Consider the following 20,768-nt stretch of genomic DNA (forward strand, 5'->3'; position numbering starts at 1 on the left):
ATGAAAATTAGACTTTCTAAAATTGATGACGTTTCAGAAATTATGACCATTATTAATGATGCAAAAGAACTTTTAGCATCCTTACATATTGATCAATGGCAAAACGGATATCCAAATGCAGCTCAAGTAGAACAAGACATTATAAACAAAGAAAGTTATGTAGTTGTTAATGATGAAAACCAAGTGATAGCAACCGCTATGTTTACCACAAACCCAGAATCCACTTATAAAATTATTGATGGAAATTGGATTGTTGATGAAACGCCCCCCTACGGAGTTATACATAGAATGGCAATTAAAAAAGAATTTAGAAAATTTGGTTTGGCTACTTTTATGTTTCATGAATTTCATTTAAAACTATTAGAACAAAAAGTAAAAAGTTTAAAGATTGACACGCATGAAGATAATATCGGAATGCAATCTTTAATCAAAAAATTAGGTTATCAATATTGTGGAATAATTTACACCAATTACAACGCAAAAAGATTGGCTTTTGAAAAAGTGATTTTTTAAAAAAGACTTCTCGATACAAAATTCTTAAAAAAAGAATTTCACTCAAAGTGACAGTTTGTTTATTCTCAAACTTAAAACATTATCACGCAATGTCACTTCGAGTGATTTTCTGACAAAGGAAGAAAATTGTATCGAGAAGTTTTTCATCTCAAAACACAAAATAAAACTATATTTACAGCCTCATAAATTCATTTTTATGAGGTTTCTTTTTTCTGATAAAATTCAAATAAAAAATGCAATTACTTCCATATATAACACAACAAACACAACTCTCTTCTAAATCTGTAGAAAACACTATTTCATTGTTAAATGAAGATGCTACAATTCCTTTTATATCTAGATATAGAAAGGAAATGACTGGTAATTTAGATGAAGTAGAAATAGGAGAAATTGTTAGGTTTAAAGAAGTCTTTGAGGCTCTAGAGAAACGAAAAAAAGCCATTTTAAAAGCTTTAGAAGAACAAAATGTTTTAACATCAGAATTAGAGCAAAAAGTAACTACTTCTAGAAACTTAATTGCTTTAGAAGATTTGTATTTACCTTTTAAGAAAAAGCGTAAAACAAAAGCAGAAACAGCACGTATACAAGGTTTAGAACCATTGGCAAAAATGATTATGAGTCAGCGTGTTAATAATTTAGAACATACTGCTTCTAAATACACATCCAACGAAGTTGATACTATTGAGGATGCTTTAGAAGGAGCGCGTTTTATCATTGCAGAATGGATAAATGAACGTACAGATATTAGAAATAATATTAGAAGAGAATTAGAGCGTCACTCTACCATTTCATCTAAAATTATTAAAGCTAAAGCGGATGATGAAAAAGCGCAAAAATTTAAAGATTATTTTGATTGGAGCGAATCTTTAATGCGAATTCCATCACACAGATTACTCGCTATTTTAAGAGCAGAAAACGAAGGTTTTATTCGTGTTAAAATAGAAATTGACAAAGAAAGAATGCTTCAAAAAATGGAAGAGAGAATTATTCGTTCACAAAACGAATGTTCATCACAAATTGAATTGGCAATTGCTGATGCTTATAAACGTTTGTTATTTCCATCTTTAGCTAACGAAGCAATGTCTATTGCTAAAGAAAAAGCAGATGAAGCTGCAATTACCGTTTTTGCAAAAAACTTAAAACAATTATTATTAGGCGCTCCTTTAGGCGAAAAACGAATTTTAGCTATCGATCCTGGTTTTAGATCGGGGTGTAAAGTGGTTTGCTTAAATGAGCAAGGAGATTTAGTGCATAATGAAAACATTTATCCGCATGCACCACAAAATCAATCTATAGAAGCTATTCATAAAATTAGCTCTTTGGCCGATGCTTATAAAATTGAAGCCATTGCTATTGGAAACGGAACTGCATCAAGAGAAACAGAGCAATTGGTTAAGAACATTCAGTTTAAAAACGATATTGAAATTTTTGTGGTGAGTGAAGCGGGTGCTTCTATTTATTCGGCTTCTAAAATTGCACGAGATGAATTCCCGAATTACGATGTTACTGTGCGTGGTGCTGTTTCTATAGGCAGAAGATTGGCAGATCCTTTGGCTGAATTGGTAAAGATTGATGCAAAATCGATTGGAGTTGGCCAATATCAGCATGATGTAGATCAAACTAAATTGAAAAAATCTTTAGACACGGTTGTAGAAAGTTGTGTAAATACAGTTGGTGTAAACATCAATACGGCAAGTGAATCTTTATTGAGTTACGTATCTGGAATTGGACCAAAAATAGCAGAAAACATCGTGAATTATAGAAACGAAAACGGTTCTTTTACGTCTAGAACTGCCATTAAAAAAGTGCCTCGTTTAGGTGGAAAAGCCTTTGAACAAGCTGCAGGTTTTTTACGAATTAAAAATGCAAAAAATCCATTAGATGATTCTGGCGTGCATCCAGAAAGTTATGCGTTGGTTGATAAAATGGCAAAAGACCACAAAAAGAAAGTGAGTGATTTTATTGGCAATAAAGAAGTTCTTAAACAGATTTCTTTAAAAAATTATATTTCTGAAACCATTGGTTTACCTACGTTAGAAGACATTATTAAGGAATTAGAAAAACCTGGAGTTGATCCACGAGAAAAAGCAAAAATGTTTTCTTTTGATCAAAATATTAAAACAATTGCAGATTTAATAAGCGGACAAACTTTACCCGGAATTGTAAATAACATTACTAATTTTGGTTGTTTTGTCGATATCGGAATTAAAGAAAGTGGTTTAATTCACGTTTCTAATTTATCAGATACTTTTGTAAAAGACGTCAATGCAATTGTTTCTTTAAACCAGCAAATACTTGTAAAAGTATTAGAAGTTGACGTTGTTAGAAAAAGAATTCAATTGGCTTTGGTGAAGTAAAATCCTGCTTAAAAAATAAAATTCTTATCTTTATCAAAAGGAAAATTAAAAATGGACATTCAAACAACAAAAAGAGAATTAATAAAAGAAATTTTAGAAATTGAAACTCCTGAGTTAATAGAAAAAATTGTAAACCTATTAAAAAAAGAGAAAAAAGATTTCTGGGATGATTTGAATTCTTTACAAAAGGAAGAAATTGAAAAAGCTGATTTAGAAGTTTTAAACGAAGAAACTACAGACTATGAAACTTTTATGTCTTCTCATAGAGAATAATGAGAACTGTAACCATTTCTAAAACTGCAAATATAAAAATTGAAAAATTATTTGATTATCTACTTGAAAATTGGAATCCAAAAGTTAAATCCAATTTTATTGAAAAATTAGATAGAAGCGTAAAAATCATCCAATTAAGCCCAGAAAGTTTTCCTGAATCAAAAAAGAAAAAAGGTTTACATAAATTTGTAATAACTAAACAAACAACTTTATTGTATCGATTTAATTCAAAAAGAATAGTTATAATTTCAATCTTCGACACAAGACAAAATCCTAATAAATTATACTTAGATTTATAAAAATAAAATAATAGAGAATATAGAATTAACAAAAAACTATATTCTCTATTAAAAATACTTACCTAAGATCTACTCTATTAATAGGTTTAGTCTCTATAAATAACTTATCCTCCATATCAACAAAGCAACTGTTTGTTACTTTATTCTTATCAAGAAAAAGATAAATAACACCTTTTTTAACTCTTAGTACTTTTATGAAGTCATTTAACTCAAAAACTTCATTCAATTTTAATTTTAACATAATATATCAGAAAGAAATTTTAATATTTAAAAATCATTTCTAAAATACGCTTCTTTCTATTTTCATATACACATAATATTATGAATGATTTACCTTAAGGTGGTCTTGTTAAAAGTACTAGTTCAATTAATCTTTATTCAATAATATCATCATATATCGAAAAATCTACATTTGAAATTTTTCTAATAAAAACATATGGACAAATTAGAAACATTTAGATAAATGTTCTCGATTTTGATAGACTCAGTTGATTAAGCTACCCTACATCAATATTCTGTTTTTAAACACATTACACTTATTTTTATTTTTATTTTACAAACTATAAAAAAAGGGTGCTTTTCCCCTCTATTAATCAGGATATTTATGGTGCATTAAAACTTTATTTTAATAGACCTTTGCCATACACCCCCTAAAACACTAAATAACAATATCTTAACAACTAAAAAAATTAACCAATTATGAAAAAAACAATCACATTTTTAGCAATTATGATGATGTACTTTACGGGGTATACGAACAATATCCGTGTTTCAAACATTTCCTTAGAAAATTTAAATGAAGGTGGTGGCTGGGTACATGTTGAATTTGATTTAGCCTGGGACAATTCTTGGCGTTTAAGTGCAGGTCCCTCCAATTGGGATGCTGCATGGGTCTTTGTAAAATATCGTACTAATGGAGGTAATTGGTTACATGCACAAGTAAATCAAACAAATTCGGTTGCAGCAACAGGAAGCACCCTCGAAGTGTCTAGTGATTACAAAGGTGCTTTTGTTTACAGAAATGCCGATGGAGATGGGAATGTAAACTTTACCAATATACAGTTACAATGGAACTATGGTTCTACAAACACAAGCGATATTATAGACGTACAAGTATTTGCTATCGAAATGGTGCATGTGCCAGAAGGCGGTTTTTATGTTGGAGGTACTACTGGTAATCAGAATAATAAATTTCATAGTGGAGGTGTTTCCACAACTTCATCTTATCATGTTACCAGCGAAAACACTATTACTATTGCTAATACAGTAGGTAATTTATATTACACTAGCGATACTTCTGCTTCAGGAGACCAAAGTGGTGTTTTACCACTTACTTACCCTAAAGGGTTTGGCGCTTTTTATTGCATGAAATATGAAACATCAGAAGCACAATGGGTGGCTTTTTTCAATACGCTAACAGAGCAGCAAAAAGGGTATCATGATATTACAGATGGAGACCACAAAGGGAGCAATGCTACCGTGAAAAGAAATACCATAACCTGGGCCGGTGGTGCTACTGATGCTATTAGTACTTCACCAGATAGAGCTACTCCTTATTTACATGCAGATGATATAAATGCTTATATGGATTGGGCTGCAATGCGTCCGATGACAGAACTAGAATATGAAAAAGCTGCTAGAGGACCAATAACACCAAAGGCAGATGAATTTGCTTGGGGTAATGCAAGTATAAACAATAGCCCATATACTATTTTAAATGATGGTTCTACTAATGAAATCATTAACAACCCAGCTATAGGTATTGGAAATGCAATGTACAATTCAACAAACACTAATTTAGATGGCCCTGGAAGGTGTGGCATTTTTGCAGCTAGTGCCACAAATAAAACTAGAGAAGAAACTGGTGGTAGTTATTATGGCATTATGGAGTTATCTGGCAACGTATATGAAACCTGCGTAACTGTAGGTACTGCTCAAGGTAGGTCTTATACAGGTACTCATGGAAATGGTATTGTAAATTCAGTTACTGGAAATGGCACCGTTTCTTTTTGGCCAAACGATACCACTGGTGATGGATATAGTTACCGCGGTGGTAGTTATATAAACGCACCTAATTTTCTAAGAATATCTGATAGAACTGATGGTGCTAGCTTATTAAATAAGGGAAGTTCTCGTATAGGATTTAGAGCAGTAAGAACAGCACCTTAAAATGATAAGGATGAAAAAAAAGATATTCATAGGACTGTTTTTGTTGTTTCTCATCCAAATAACACATGCCCAACAATTTGATGGCGGCAATGGAGATGGTCATGATGTAGAAAACGTCAACAATACTACTTTAGTAAACACTAATTTAATGGTGCTATTTAAAGGCGGTATTGGTGATGGACAAGATGTTGACAACTACTTTAATACAACACTTTCAAGTTTAAATCTAACCGTATTGTATAAAGGTGGCAATCGTGATGGGCATGATGTAAAAAACTTATTAAACACTACTTTAATAAATACTAATTTACTAGTAATGTTTAAAGGTGGTGATGGAGACGGACATGATATGGCTAGTCTTTTGAACACAAATTTGGAGGATTTTGATTTTTCTATGGTATTTAATGGAGGCAATGGAGATGGTCATGATATAGAAAATATTTTAAATACGACTCTTTTAAATACTAATTTAATGGTATTGTATACTGGTGGTAATGGAGACGGACATGATATTGCTAGTCTTTTGAATTCCAATTTAGAAAATTTCGATTTCTCTGTGGTATTTAAAGGAGGAAATGGAGATGGTCATGATATAGAAAATATTTTAAATACAACTCTTTTAAATACCAATTTAATGGTATTATATAATGGTAGTAACGGAGACGGACACGACTTAGAAAGTCTTTTAAATACAAGACTACAAGATATTATAGTCGTTTTTAATTGGACTGGATCAACAAGTACAAATTGGTCTACTTCCACTAATTGGAGTACTTCTGCGGTGCCAATTGCATCAAACAATGTTGTTATTCCTAATGTAACTAACAAACCCTCTATAGGGCTAGGAACTACTGCTATTGTTAATAATTTAACAGTAGATGCGGCTTCCTCTCTCCAAATACAAGGTGGAGGAGCTCTAACCATTAAAGGAGATTTAACACAGAATGGAGCACTTGCTATAGCATCTGACGCAACATCAAATGGATCTTTTATTTTAGAAGGTCTTCATCTTGGAACTGAAAAAGTTGTTTATGACAGATACGTTTCTAGCTCTGCAAATAGTGCAGAAGGTTGGTATCTAATTTCTGCTCCTGTTATTGGTAAAAATATAGATGATTTTTATAATGATGTCGTTACAAATGGTACTAAAAGAGGTATTGCTACTTATATGAATATCAATCCTATAAATACAAAATGGACCTATTACACAACTGAAAATTTAAATCCAGGTTATTTTGAACAAGGTAAAGGCTATGCTATTAAAAAAACATCCGCTGGTACTTTAAGTTTTGATGGTTTTTTAAATACGGATTCAGTTCTATTTTCTGTTTATGATAACGGAGACCAATATAATGCTATTGGTAATCCTTATACTTCTTATATTAACAGTGGTGCTTTTTTAGACAACATTAGTGAAGGTGTTTTAGCAGAGAACACAGTTTTCTTATGGGATTCTTCTGGAAATGGAGGTAAAGGAGAATATATTTCAAAAAACCAAATAAATAATTATTTAGTGGCTCCGGGACAAGGTTTTTTTGTAAAGGTTGCCACAAGCGGAACCGTTAAGTTTGCTGAAAGTTTTCAAACTCATGGTGGTGGAAACACCTTTTTAAAAAATGAAATCAAACCTAAAATCACCTTATTCTTAAAAGATGGAACTAACCAAAAATATACCGAAATCTATTATATAGATAATAAAACCACAGGATTTGATAATGGTTTTGATAGTTCTATGTTTGATGGTATTAATACAGATTTTGCTGTATTCACTCAGTTAGTAACCACTAATACAGGTAAAAACCTCGCAATACAAACGTTACCAATAGACAATTATCATACAATGGTAATTCCGGTTGGGGTTAAAGCTATTTCTGGTAAAGAATTAAACTTTTCTGCAAAACTAACAAGTTTTCCATCCAACCTAAAAGTAATTTTGGAAGATAGAAAAACAAATACGTTTATGAGAATTGATGAAGAAAATAGTTTTTACAAAACTACCTTATCAGAAACCTTAAATGGAATAGGAAGGTTTTATCTTCATGTAACCGAAACTACCTTAAACACAGAAACTTATATAGACAATCTAAATGTAAGTGTTTATACACCAGATAATGCTACTCTAAAAATAACGGGCTTGCCTCAGGGAGATACCGATTTAAAATTATTTAATCTTCTTGGTAAACAATTAATGAATATCACTTTTAAAACTACAGGCGTAGAAACCATTGCTCTACCCTATTTAGCCAAAGGAGTTTACCTTGTAATGCTTAAAACTGATAAAGGAAAAATCACCAAAAAAATATTTTTAGACTAAATAAAGCAGCCCCTTAAATAATTTATAAACCACTATAGAACAACAGACTATAGTGGTTTATATGATTTTATACAGAATACAACCTTCGAAAAAATCAAAAAAACAACTAAAAGTTTTAGAGTATTCTCATTCCATAGAATAAGTCCTATTCAAGTTACTTTTTAAAAACTTCTGACTTTATAAAAAGTATTGCAAAAAACAAACAAGAGTTATGTTGATAGAAAATTTATTTAATCTTAATTATTACTGAACAAATAATAATTATTTTCTTAATTTCGAATTCAGAAAAAACATAAATGAAAGTCTGTATTGCCGAGAAACCAAGTGTAGCAAGAGAAATTGCTAATATTCTAGGAGCCAACACAAAACGTGATGGTTACTACGAAGGAAATGGCTATGCGGTAACTTATACTTTCGGACATTTATGCACACTTTTAGAACCTAAAGATTACAAACCGCATTGGAAAAGTTGGGATTTGAATAATTTGCCAATGCTTCCAGATCGTTTTGATACCAAAGTTACAGGAGACGCAGGAATTAGAAAACAATTTAATATTGTAAAATCCTTATTTGATAAAGCAGATGTTGTTATCAATTGTGGGGATGCTGGTACGGAAGGAGAATTAATTCAGCGTTGGGTAATTAACCAATGTGGCTATAAAGGAGAAGTACAACGTTTATGGATTTCATCCTTAACAGAAGAAGCCATTAAAGAAGGTTTTAAAAACTTAAAACCTGCAGAAAAATATGATAACTTGTATTATGCAGGATATTCTAGAGCTATTGGTGATTGGTTATTAGGTTTAAACGCAACCCGTTTATACACCGTAAAATTTGGCGGATTTAAACAAGTTTTATCAGTTGGTAGAGTGCAAACTCCTACCCTAGCCATGTTGGTCAATCGTTTTGTTGAAATTCAGAATTTTAAGCCACAACCTTATTGGGAATTACAAACCACATATAGAAATACGCTTTTTAATTATGAGGATGGTCGTTTTTTAAAACAAGAAGACGGAGAACTTTTAGCCAATAAGGTAAAAGAATCTGACTTTGAAATTGTTTCTGTTACCAAAAAGAAAGGAAAAGAATACGCGCCTAAATTGTTTGATTTAACAGGTTTACAGGTATATTGTAATAATAAATTCGGATTTTCTGCTGATGAAACACTAAAAATGGTTCAGAAGTTATATGAGATGAAAGTAGTTACATATCCAAGGGTTGATACTACTTTTCTACCCAATGATGTGTATCCAAAAATTGGAGGAATTTTATCGAAATTAACTAATTATAGTGCATTAACTCAGCCTCTTTTAGGAAGTAAAATAAAGAAATCGAAACGTGTTTTTGATGATAAAAAAGTAACCGATCACCACGCTATTATACCTACCGGAATTCAAGGAAATTTACAATACAACCAACAACAAGTCTATGATATTATTACCCGAAGATTTATTGGGGTTTTTTATCCAGATTCTGATGTTTCTAATACTTCAGTAATTGGTAAAGCTGCAGATGTTCCTTTTAAAACTACCGGAAAAGAAATTTTAACCAAAGGTTGGCGTGTTGCTTTTGAAACGGAAGAAAGCAAGATTAAAAAGGAATTAAACGAGCAAATGACCTTACCTTCTTTTGTAAAAGGAGAAAAAGGTACGCACGAACCTTCGTTTTTAGAAAAGGAAACCAAACCACCAAGAAATTTTACAGAAGCTAGTTTATTACGTGCCATGGAAACCGCAGGTAAACAAGTAGATGATGATGAAATGCGTGAGTTGATGAAAGAAAACGGAATTGGACGACCATCTACAAGGGCAAGTATTATTGAAACTTTGTTTCGAAGAAAATATATTGAGCGTAAAAAGAAATTAGTTTTACCAACCCAAACCGGAATCGATTTAATTAATATTATTGACAATGAATTATTAAAGTCTGCGGAGTTAACTGGTCGTTGGGAAAAACGTTTAAAAGAAATTGAAAGAGGAGAATTTAATGCCGGGACCTTTATAAATAATATGAAGAAAATGGTAGATGAATTGGTGTATGAAGTACGTTCTAACACTTCTAAAAAAAGAATTTCTTCGAACTCAACTGTCGCTGCTAATGGAACCAAGCAATCTGCTATTCCAAAACCTAAAAAAGCAACAACAAAAAAACAAGTTACCGGAAAAACATGTCCTAAATGTAAAAAAGGAACTATTTTAAAAGGTTCTTCTGCTTTTGGGTGTTCTGAATATAAAAATAATTGCGATTTAAAAATTCCGTTTGAAATTTACGGAAAGAAAATTTCTGAAAATCAATTGATACGATTGATTGATAAAGGCTGTACCACCAACTTAAAAGGGTTTACAACAGATGCTGGTAAAGTTGAAGGTTTGATTCGTTTTGATGATCATTTTGCTTTAAAACTAGAGGCTAAACAAAACGTCATTGCGAGTGATACGAAGCAATCTGTTAATAATAATGAGATTACTTCGTCGAAAACTCCTCGTAATGACAGTGATAAAATTATTTGCCCAAAATGTAAAAAAGGTAGTATTTTAAAAGGAAAAACTGCTTATGGTTGTTCTAATTACAAGAATGGTTGCGATTTTGTTTTTACGTTTGAAAACATCAAAAGAATAGCCAACGGAAAACCATTGACTAAAGAATTGGTTATAAAAATTATCAGTAGCTAGAGTTTTCTAACTACTGTCATTTCAAAATGAGCGTTTTAGCGCGATTGAAAAATCAAACTAAAATTTTCACATAATGAGATTCCTCAATTCTTCGGAATGACAAAACGTTCTTTCATACAATTACCATAATAAATCCAATACTGTCATTTCGAAATAAGCGTTTTAGCGATTGAGAAATCAAACTAAAATTTTACACAATGAGAATCCTAAATTCTTAGGCGTGAAAAAATTTGTTTTCACTTAACCACTACAATAAACATTCAACTGTCATTTCGAAATGAGCTTTTTTACGATTGAGAAATCTTTTCAATACATCACAATTAGATTCCATAAATCTAAGGAATGACAAAATGTATATTTATTCAGCATACATTTTATCAATAAGTTCTTTGTATTTTTTTTGAATTACTTTTCGTTTTAGTTTTAAAGTGGCTGTAATTTCTCCTGCTTCAATACTAAATTCTTTTGGTAATAAGGTAAATTTCTTAATTTTTTCAAACTTAGAAAATTCTTTTTGTAACTCTTCAAAACGTTTTTCGAACATCGTTTTAATTTGATTATTATTAATCAAATCTTCTATATCTTTAAAACTAATTTTATGCTCTTCTGCATATTTTTTAATATTATCAAAACTTGGCACTGCTAAAGCCGTTACATATTTTTGTTGATCTCCAATAACCGCAATTTGCTCTATAAAAGAATCACTAATTAAAGCTGTTTCTAACTTTTGAGGAGCAATATATTTTCCTCCAGAAGTTTTCATTAAATCTTTAATTCTATCGGTTATCACTAAATTACCATATGAATCAATTTTACCAGCATCTCCTGTTTTAAACCAACCATCTTCATCAAATACTTCTGCGGTTGCTTCTGGTTTTTTATAATACCCTTTCATAACCCCTGGTCCTTTTACCAAAACTTCGTTATTATTACCAATTTTAATCTCTGAGCCAATAATTGGTTTTCCCGCAGAATTAAATTGGAAATAATGGTCTCCAAACAACGTAACTGTTGCCGTGGTTTCTGTTAAACCATAACCACATTTTATGTTTAATGCAAATGAATGAAAAAACGAAACTAAATCTGGACCTAAAGGTGCACCACCACAAGGCATAAATTTTATATTACCACCAAATACATCACGTAATTTACTTAACACTAATTTATCGGCAATTTTATATTTTAGCTTTACTAGTAAAGGTACTTTTTTATTAAAACGACGGTATTTGTTATGATATTTATTACCAATCCCTAAAGCCCAACTTGCTAATTTCATTTTAGTAGGAGAAGCTTCTTTTCTTTTTTCTTGAATGGCTGTAAAAATTTTCTCAAAAATTCTTGGAACCGTACACATTAAAGTGGGCTTTACCTCTTTTAAAGTATCGGCTATTTTTTTAGGATCTTGGTTAAAATAAACTTGTATTCCTTGTTGTAAGCAAAAAAACACCCAACTACGTTCGTAAATATGACTTAAAGGTAAAAAACTTAAAGAAACATCATTTTCATCTACATCTAACTCAGCTTCATGTACTTTTAAAGAAGCTGCAAAGTTGTTATGATCTAACATTACTCCTTTAGGCTCTCCCGTAGTTCCAGAAGTATAAATAATACTAGCTAAATCTGTTAATTCAGATTCAAAATAACGTTTTTCTAATGCTGTATCTATACTTTTTGGGAATTCGGCATTTATAAAATCGCTAAAATAAACGGCATTTTTATGATTTCTTAGATCAACAGTTGGGGTTAAAGCAACTATTAATTTTAAGTATTTATTTTCTTCTGTAATTTGTTCTACTTTATCAAACTCTTCTTGATCACCAACAAAAATTACACTAATTTCTGCATCGTTTACAACGTATTCTACTTCTTTTTGAGAGTTGGTTGCGTAAATTGGAATTGTAACAGCTCTTACTCCCATAATTCCAAGATCTGCAATTATCCATTCTGTCATATTTTGGGCAAAAACACCAATATTATCTTGTTCTTTTATTCCAAAATTAAGTAAAGCCTTTGATACCTGTTGAATTTGGTAGTAAAAAGAATTCCAAGAAATTCCTTTCCAACCACTAGAAGCTTCATCTTTGTAAAAAATAGCTTCTTTTGTTGTAAATTTCTTTGTGTTATCTTTTATTACTTCTAATAAATGTTTATAATTCATCTTTCGATTCTTTTTAAAAATGTGTATTACACACTCCAAATTTACGAATATTTAAACGGCTTAAACAGAAATACGCTTTTAGATTTTTAGGTGAAGGTTGTTGTAAAAAAACAAAAACGGATTGTAGCTTTTGTTTCTTTAAAATAATGGTGATGTTGTTTTATAGTTTCTATAAGAATTGCCAAAGTTGCTCTTTGCTTGCTTTTCTTTACAACTTTAACGGCTAACAAGTCTAGCCCTGATTGAACGGTTTGTTTGAGCTCTTTTTTACTGTCAGTTCGAGTGAATTTTGAAGAATGAAAAATTTGTATCGAGAACAGAAGTAAAAAAAGCGAGTAGTGAAAGCAGGAAATAGCTTCTAAAAAAATTAAGAAACAAGTTGATTAAAATACTCAAAAATTTCTCCTTTAGAAATTGAGCTTCCTTTTTCTATTAAATCGAAAATTTCTGGATTTCTTTCTGAATTATAGGGCTTGGTACCTTTAAAAATTTCTACAGAATTATCCATAGGATTTTGCATTAACCACTCAAATCCTTTTTGTTCTAATAAATTAATATCCCAAGTTACTTTAATGGCAATTCTATGCATTTCTTCTGCTTCGCATTTAAATAAATTTACAGACGTTTTAGAAAAATGCTCTACATAGTTTGTTTTTGTTAAAACATCATCCCAAACAACATCCGAAAAGAGATTCATTTCTTCTTCTGCTATTTTTGGTGTTTCTTTTTTAATTTGATTCCATTCTTTAGCATCGATACTTTGTGTTGCTAAAAAACGTGCAAAATCTTCGTGTAAGCTTTCAAATTGTTCTTTGGTAAGTTGTCTGTATTTCATAATTTATCGTAAAAAAAACCGCCCAATTATGGGCGGTTCAAATATCTGAATTCTTTATTGATTTAGAAAGAATATCTTAAACCAACTTGTGCTTGCCATCTAGATAATAATGTAGAATTATACACAAATGTTTCTTTTAAATCTGAATTAAAACTATAGGTTGGTAAACCTGCACTGTCTACAGTTACCCCTAATAATTGTACGGCATCTGGTTGTTGTACTAAGCCCCAATTAGAATTTAATAAATTACCAAAGTTTAAAATATCTATGGTAAATTCTAATGAATTATTGTTTGCTAATTTTAAATTCTGAATAAATTTTACATCCATTTTTCCTCTCCAAGGAGATAATGCTCCGTAACGTTCTGCATATTCACCTTTTCTTCCGTTTAAATAATCGTCTTGATTTATATAATTTTTTAATCCTGATTTTTGATCTGCAATAGATAAATCTCCCGGATTAACTGGTGCTTTAAATGTCATTGCATCAATTTGGCTATCTGTTGGGATGTAAATTAAATCATTTAAGTTGGAGCCATCATTATTAATATCTCCTGCATAGGTATAGTTAAAACGACCACCTTTTGCCAATTCGTAAAAAGAAGAAATGGTTGTTGTCCATTTATCATTAGTACCATATGACCAAGATTTAGAAGCAACACCAATAAAACGATGTGGATCTCCGTATTTAGAGTGCGCTAAAGTAGCGTCATTTGAATTAGATAAAACCGGATTAAAATCAAAAGCATCTCCTGTAATTTCTGCTTCAATAGAATTTACATCCTTAGAGTTTAAGAAATTATAAGCCGCCATTAAATACAAACCGTTATCAAAGTTTTTCTGTGCTTTTAAAGAAGCGTTTAAAGTTCTTCCTTTATTAGAGTTTGTAAATACATAGGCATTATTTCCTTTATCTCCTTCTAAATAAATAGGTCTATTGTCTCCTGTACCATTTAATGTTCCTGTTGGGTTTTTTAATCCCCAGTTTTGTACATGAGCACCATTAATGTCTTTTGTATAGGAAAGATCTGTTGTTAAAATAGTACCATCTTTTAATTTTACATCGGCACCTAAACTTGTTCTCCATACTTGTGGAAATTTAAAATCGGGATCTACTACTTGATAGAAATATACATTAGGATTTGCAATTTGATTGCCTAACCAAACAAAAGGGAAACGTCCTGTAAATAATCCAGAACCACCACGTAATTGTAAAGAACTATCTCCATTAACATCCCAATTAAAACCAATTCTTGGAGAAATTAAGAAGTTGTTGTTTGGCATTTTGGTAGAATCAAAAAATACTGTTTCTCCTGTTGAAGGATCTGTATATGGGGTATCCGGAAAATACACACCTTTATCTATAACGTCTTGTGCTTTATCTGCAGAATCGAAAAATAAAGGTTTATCAAAACGAACACCATAAGACAATTTAAAATTATCGTTGATATTCCAATCATCTTGTAGATAAAAAGCAAATTGCCCCACATTTGTTTCTGCTAATGCCCAAGAATCATTGTCATTATTGTTTTTAAAAGTGGTTTGAGCTGCAGCCATTGCGTCTGCTAAAAGACCATTGGTTACCCCTGTTCTAAAAGCATCCATACTTGCAAAGTCTCCTCCAAAAGCACCAACATACCCTCTTGCATCTCCAAAGCCATACGCTCCTAAATTAAACGAATTGTCAAATTCAAATTTTTCAAAAGAAAAACCTACAGTATAATTATGGTCTCCATTACTAATGTTTAAATTATTGGTTATTTGATATACTTTTTGATCTAAGGTATTGTTAATTGAAAAAGGCTCATGCCCTGCAATTATGTAGTTACCTCCATTACCATCTTGAATTCTAAATGCTGGCATAGGTGCCGATTTAGCTTTTCTAAAATCATCGAAATGAGTGTATCCTGCTTGAAATTTGTTTGTAATATTGTCTGTAATTGTAGAGTTTAATTCCAATAAAAAAGAATTCAAATTATTATTAATTTGATACCCTGTATTTTCAAACTGTAACATTTGAGAACTTGGACCTCTAAAACCTAATGCCGTTGGGTGCGCTGGTAAATCTCTAGAAGCATTTAAAAAGTTGTACACAAATGAAATACGATTGTCTTTAGTAACATTCCAATCTAATTTAAACAACCCTTTTGTACTATTAGAATCGTGTGTAAAACCTTCATAGGCACCTGTTTTGTAACCAATACCTGCTAATGCACTTTGTACTTCGTCTAAATCTGCTTTTAAAACTCTAGATTCATTAATAGCTCCAGAACCTGTATTTGGCAACCAAGACTGACCTAAATCTGATCTATTATCTTTTTCGAAGTTTATAAATACAAACAATTTGTCTTTTATAATAGGCGCTCCAATACTTGCCCCTATTTGAGACTGTGTTAATTTTGGTACAAAAATACTTTCTCCTTTTATTTTACCACCTGTAAAATCTTGATTTCTATAATATCCGTAAGCGGTTCCGGTTACTGTATTTGTTCCACTTTTTGTTACTGCGTTTACAGACGCACCTGTAAAACCAGATAAAGTAACATCATAAGGCGCTGTAGAAACAGAAATTTGTTCTATGGCATCTAAAGATACCGGTTGAGAAGCAGTTTGCCCACCAGGAGTTGCTGCATCTAAACCAAACGGATTGTTAAAAATAGAACCATCTAAGGTAAAGTTATTAAATTGGTCATTTCTACCACCAAAAGAACCACCCGATGCAGAAGGATCTAAACGTGTAAAATCTGACGCTGACCTAGATATTGTTGGTAATGTTTTTAAATCTTTTGTTCTAATACTTGTCTGTGCTCCTGTTCTATCATTATTAAAAACACTGTTTTTACCAGAGCTAATTACAACTTCATCTAAAGTATTGCTATCTTCAGATAAAACAGCATTAATATTGGTTGTTTTACCCAATGTTAAAAATACATTTGTTACTTTTTTAGATATAAAACCTAAATAACTAATGGTAATCGTATAAGGCCCTCCAATTCTTAAATTAGATAAACTATACCTACCATTATCTTGAGCTGTTGTACCAGAGACTGTACCTGTAGGTGTATGGGTAGCAACAATGGTTGCACCATACAAAGGCTCTCCGCTAATTTCCGTAATTGTTCCTTTTATTTTTGATGTAGTTGTTTGTGCATAAGCACTTAAACTAAACAATAAAATGAATGAACATAAAAAAAGTAATTTTTGCTTCATATTATTTTTGAATTTGATTTCAACAAAAATAAAGCAAAAAAAAAGCCTACTCGTTAAAGTAGACTTTTATTTCTTAACAATTATTTAACAATTGTTACTTATTCAGCAACAACTTCAAAAATAATATCAGCAACTACTGCTCTGTGTAATCTTACAGTAGCTTCGTATTTACCTAATCTTTTTACAGAACCACCAACAACTTTAATAAATTTCTTGTCTAATTCTGTTCCTGCTTTAGCTAAAGCTGCAGCTAAATCTATGTTGTTTACAGAACCAAATAATTTGTCTCCTGAACCAACTTTAGATGTAATTTTAATTTCATATCCTTTAACTGTTTCAGCAATTACGTTAGCGTCTTCAATTAATTTAGCTTCTTTGTAAGCACGTTGTTTTAAATTCTCTGCTAAAACTTTCTTTGCAGATGAAGTAGCTAAAACTGCTTGTCTTGTAGGGATTAAAAAGTTTCTACCATATCCGTTTTTCACTTCTACGATATCGTCTTTAAATCCTAAATTCTCTACGTCTTGTCTTAATATCAATTCCATGTTCTACCTCTTTATTATTTTAACATATCTCCAACGTAAGGCATTAACGCTAAATGACGCGCTCTTTTAATTGCTTGCGCAACTTTACGTTGATATTTTAATGATGTTCCTGTTAAACGTCTTGGTAAAATTTTACCTTGCTCGTTTACTAAATACATTAAGAAGTCTGCATCTTTAAAGTCGATATACTTGATATCTTTCTTTTTAAATCTACAGTATTTAGCTTCTTTTTTAGTGTCTATATCTAATGGCGTTAAATATCTAACGTCAGCAGATTTACCGCCTTTTGCTTGTTGTTCTATTGATGCCATTTCTTATTTTTTTGTAGATTTAACACGTTCAGTTCTAATTTTTGCCCAAGCAGCTGCATGTTTGTCTAATTTAACAGTTAGGTAACGCATAACGCTATCATCTCTTCTAAATTCTAACTCATAAGCAGAGATTTCTTCTCCAGCAATTTTAAACTCAAATAAGTGATAAAAACCACTTTTTTTCTTTTGGATTGGGTAGGCTAATTTCTTTAAGCCCCAATTCTCTTTTGAGATCATTTCAGCTCCTTTGGAAACTAAATAATCTTCGAATTTTTGTACTGTCTCCTTTATCTGAGTATCAGATAAAACGGGATTCAAAATGAAAACAGTTTCGTAATGATTCATAAATTAAATATTTATTGTTTATTTTTAAGGCTGCAAATATAATAACTTTTTTATAATTAGAGTTATATATAGCAGTTATTCTTACTTTATAAAATAAAAAGGAATCTATTTTATAGTAAAAGATACAAATACTTCTATTTTTTTCTACTGTACTGGCCGTAATACATCAACCACAATAGCTATGGTTAAAAATAGCATCTGTAATTTAAGTGAAATAATTAAATCTCCAGGTTGCAACACAAAAACAACACTGGAGACTTATCAAAAATATTTTAAAAAAAATAAATTAAACTTCAAAAGCTTCTAATTGAAAAGCTTCGCTAATTTCTTTATACACAATTTTTCCTTTTATAATATTTAGTCCTTTTTCTAAAGACGCATCAGTAGCACAAGCTTCTTCCCAACCCTTGTTGGCTAAATTTATAATATAAGGTAATGTTACATTTGTTAAAGCAATGGTAGATGTGTAAGGTACAGCTCCTGGCATATTTGCCACACAATAGTGTACTACATCATCTATAATAAACGTAGGATCCTCGTGTGTAGTTGCTTTTGTTGTTTCAAAACAACCTCCTTGGTCTACTGCTACATCTACAATAACAGTTCCTGGACGCATGTCTTTAAGCATGTCTTTGGTTATTAATTTTGGAGCCTTTCCTCCTTTTACTAAAACCCCACCAATAATTAAATCGTGTGTTTTAATTAACTGTCTAATGCTATACTCACTAGAAAAAGCTGTTGTAACATGATTTGGTAATACATCATTTACATAACGTAAACGTTTCATATTAATATCCATAATAGTTACATGAGCGCCTAAACCTGCTGCCATTTTAGCTGCTTGTACACCAACAACTCCTGCTCCTAAAATTAATACCTTACCTGGGGCAACACCGGGTACGCCTCCTAATAAAATACCACGTCCTTTAATTGGCTTTTCTAAATATTTAGCTCCTTGCTGAATTGCCATTCTACCTGCAACTTCAGACATAGGTGTTAATAATGGTAAAGTTCCGTCGCTATCTTCTACCGTTTCGTAAGCAATACAAATAGATTTACTTTCTATCATTGCCTTTGTTAAAGGCTCGCAAGATGCAAAATGAAAATACGTAAAAATAATTTGATTTTCCTTTATTAAAGGGTATTCTAAAGCAATAGGTTCTTTTACTTTTACAATCATTTCACTCTGACTGTAAACCTCTTCTATGGTAGGTAAAATAGTAGCTCCTACCTTAATATAATCTGCGTCAAAAAAACCACTTCCTTCACCTGCTGTAGATTGTACAAAAACAGTATGATTTTTTTTCGTCAACTCAAAAACACCTGCAGGTGTCATACCAACTCTACTTTCGTTGTTCTTAATTTCTTTAGGAATTCCAACTTTCATTATTGCTTAATTTAGATATTTTAAGCAAGTAAATTTACAGTCTTTTTGTTTATAATTTAACAAAATATTCGAAATTTGTTATTTTTACTAATGCCCTATTTTTTTTTGATTTAAAATGATTTTATACAAATTTCTATTTACTTTAATTGTCATATATTCAATAAAACTCACAAAAAACCAATTCTAATAATACATTCATTAACGTTTTAGTTTAAATCTAAACGAATTCCCATAGAAATGTTTCTTGTTTCGGTGTTTTTAAACAACGGATTCAAATCGTATTTTACATAAAGGCTGGTAGATTTATACCCTACATAAGCACTTAACCCATAATTAATGGTATTCATATTAAAATTATCTTTTTGAACCAATTTTTGATCCACCCCGCTTGCATCCTTATATTCTAAATACTGTCTTGTACCTAATTTAAACCCAACAAAACCACCAACTCCTAATCGAACAGAATTATGTATTCTATCTCTTTTAACTCCGTCTTTATAAATTTTATTTTTAGAAAGATCCCACTCAACATGCATCGGAAAATTCATTTGTACATGACGTAATCTACTTTCAGATAATTTATCATCAAAAACTTGTATTTCTGTTAAATCTCCATTTTTTACATGTACACTATTATTATCTAAACGTAAGTTATTCCAAAGGAAAGAAACACCATATTTAAAGTACAATTGAGAAGGTTCTTTAGAAAAACGGGTTTTCCAGGTCCATCCTAATTCATAAAAATGAGATTGCCAAAACTTGTATTCAGTATCATTTAAAGAAGAAAACTCATTATCTTTCAATACATTATTTACCCCCATTGCAAAAACAAACTGAGATGTTGTTCTTCTTTGTAATCTTCTATTTCTTTTTTCTTTGCTTTCATCATCATCGTCATCATCGTCATCGCTTTTATTAATATTTAATCGAAAAGTACTATTGCCAACAGTAAATGTATTTTCATCATCATTATCATCTAATTCGTTAGAGCTTGCTATTTTTCCATTTGTTTTATCTTGCACCAACAATTGTAACAGACGCTCTTGCTCTCCCACCAATTTTTCAATTCTTCTGGCATGATACGAAGCAACTTCGCTTTTTAAAGTATTTGCAGTTAATTTTGTAATTTCTCCGTTTTCTAATCTTTTATCTATAGCAATCACTTTTACCTTTAAAGAATCTTTCTGATTTTCTGTAATTCGTTCTATTCTTTTAGAAATTTTATTCACTTCCTTTTCAAATGTTTTTACTTGAGATACGGCAATAGTTGTGCTAAACAACACTAATATTAGTAGTATTCTTTTCATCTTATATGTTTTTAAAATTTATTATTTTTTTTTGATAAAAACCTTATCGTTAACTAGTTTCAATTAAAACGTCT

At 31.0% G+C, this 20,768-nt stretch carries 15 protein-coding genes; 7 read left to right on the top strand and 8 right to left on the bottom strand.

Annotated features, from left to right (window positions below; genetic code table 11):
- From WHD07_RS02355 to WHD07_RS02385, 7 genes are all read left to right on the top strand, one after another.
- On the top strand, positions 1–513 hold the full coding sequence (locus tag WHD07_RS02355) for a GNAT family N-acetyltransferase (protein ID WP_343329896.1): 513 nt from the start codon (positions 1–3) through the stop codon (positions 511–513).
- A 233-nt stretch (positions 514–746) separates the two neighbouring features.
- Positions 747–2,870 carry a Tex family protein gene (locus WHD07_RS02360; protein WP_343329897.1) on the top strand — a complete coding sequence of 708 codons (2,124 nt, stop codon included), beginning with the start codon at positions 747–749 and terminating at the stop codon, positions 2,868–2,870.
- A 51-nt stretch (positions 2,871–2,921) separates the two neighbouring features.
- On the top strand, positions 2,922–3,143 hold the full coding sequence (locus WHD07_RS02365; protein ID WP_343329898.1) for a hypothetical protein: 222 nt from the start codon (positions 2,922–2,924) through the stop codon (positions 3,141–3,143).
- On the top strand, positions 3,143–3,442 hold the full coding sequence (locus WHD07_RS02370) for a type II toxin-antitoxin system RelE/ParE family toxin (protein ID WP_343329899.1): 300 nt from the start codon (positions 3,143–3,145) through the stop codon (positions 3,440–3,442). The genes WHD07_RS02365 and WHD07_RS02370 overlap by 1 nt, the downstream gene beginning before the upstream one ends.
- A gap of 699 nt (positions 3,443–4,141) precedes the next feature.
- Entirely contained in the window at positions 4,142–5,611 is a 1,470-nt protein-coding gene (locus WHD07_RS02375; RefSeq protein WP_343329900.1) for a formylglycine-generating enzyme family protein, read from the top strand.
- Between the two features lie 10 nt (positions 5,612–5,621).
- Entirely contained in the window at positions 5,622–7,925 is a 2,304-nt protein-coding gene (locus tag WHD07_RS02380) for a T9SS type A sorting domain-containing protein (protein ID WP_343329901.1), read from the top strand.
- Positions 7,926–8,221: 296 nt separating this feature from the next.
- On the top strand, positions 8,222–10,597 hold the full coding sequence (locus tag WHD07_RS02385) for a DNA topoisomerase 3 (protein WP_343329902.1): 2,376 nt from the start codon (positions 8,222–8,224) through the stop codon (positions 10,595–10,597).
- A gap of 358 nt (positions 10,598–10,955) precedes the next feature.
- On the opposite strand, the gene WHD07_RS02390 is transcribed toward WHD07_RS02385, so the two are convergent.
- From WHD07_RS02390 to WHD07_RS02425, 8 genes are all read right to left on the bottom strand, one after another.
- Positions 10,956–12,755: a long-chain fatty acid--CoA ligase gene (locus WHD07_RS02390; RefSeq protein WP_343329903.1), complete on the bottom strand. Its 1,800-nt coding sequence runs from the start codon at positions 12,753–12,755 to the stop codon at positions 10,956–10,958.
- Between the two features lie 367 nt (positions 12,756–13,122).
- Positions 13,123–13,590, bottom strand: coding sequence for a DUF6495 family protein (locus WHD07_RS02395; RefSeq protein ID WP_343329904.1), 468 nt, complete (start codon positions 13,588–13,590; stop codon positions 13,123–13,125).
- Positions 13,591–13,652: 62 nt separating this feature from the next.
- Entirely contained in the window at positions 13,653–16,799 is a 3,147-nt protein-coding gene (locus WHD07_RS02400; protein WP_343329905.1) for a TonB-dependent receptor, read from the bottom strand.
- A 98-nt stretch (positions 16,800–16,897) separates the two neighbouring features.
- Positions 16,898–17,344: a 50S ribosomal protein L9 gene (gene rplI, locus WHD07_RS02405; RefSeq protein ID WP_105048728.1), complete on the bottom strand. Its 447-nt coding sequence runs from the start codon at positions 17,342–17,344 to the stop codon at positions 16,898–16,900.
- A 14-nt stretch (positions 17,345–17,358) separates the two neighbouring features.
- A complete protein-coding gene (rpsR, locus tag WHD07_RS02410) occupies positions 17,359–17,655 on the bottom strand; it encodes a 30S ribosomal protein S18 (protein WP_068452452.1) in 297 nt (98 codons plus the stop codon).
- A gap of 3 nt (positions 17,656–17,658) precedes the next feature.
- Complete coding sequence (gene rpsF, locus WHD07_RS02415) at positions 17,659–18,000, bottom strand: 30S ribosomal protein S6 (RefSeq protein ID WP_105048729.1); 342 nt, start codon at positions 17,998–18,000, stop codon at positions 17,659–17,661.
- A 286-nt stretch (positions 18,001–18,286) separates the two neighbouring features.
- Positions 18,287–19,387: an alanine dehydrogenase gene (ald, locus tag WHD07_RS02420; protein ID WP_105048730.1), complete on the bottom strand. Its 1,101-nt coding sequence runs from the start codon at positions 19,385–19,387 to the stop codon at positions 18,287–18,289.
- 206 nt (positions 19,388–19,593) lie between these two features.
- Positions 19,594–20,694, bottom strand: coding sequence for a hypothetical protein (locus WHD07_RS02425; RefSeq protein WP_343329906.1), 1,101 nt, complete (start codon positions 20,692–20,694; stop codon positions 19,594–19,596).
- Positions 20,695–20,768 lie beyond the last annotated feature (74 nt).

Source organism: Polaribacter staleyi (assembly GCF_038024045.1).
In the GTDB taxonomy this organism is placed as follows: Bacteria; Bacteroidota; Bacteroidia; order Flavobacteriales; family Flavobacteriaceae; genus Polaribacter; species Polaribacter butkevichii.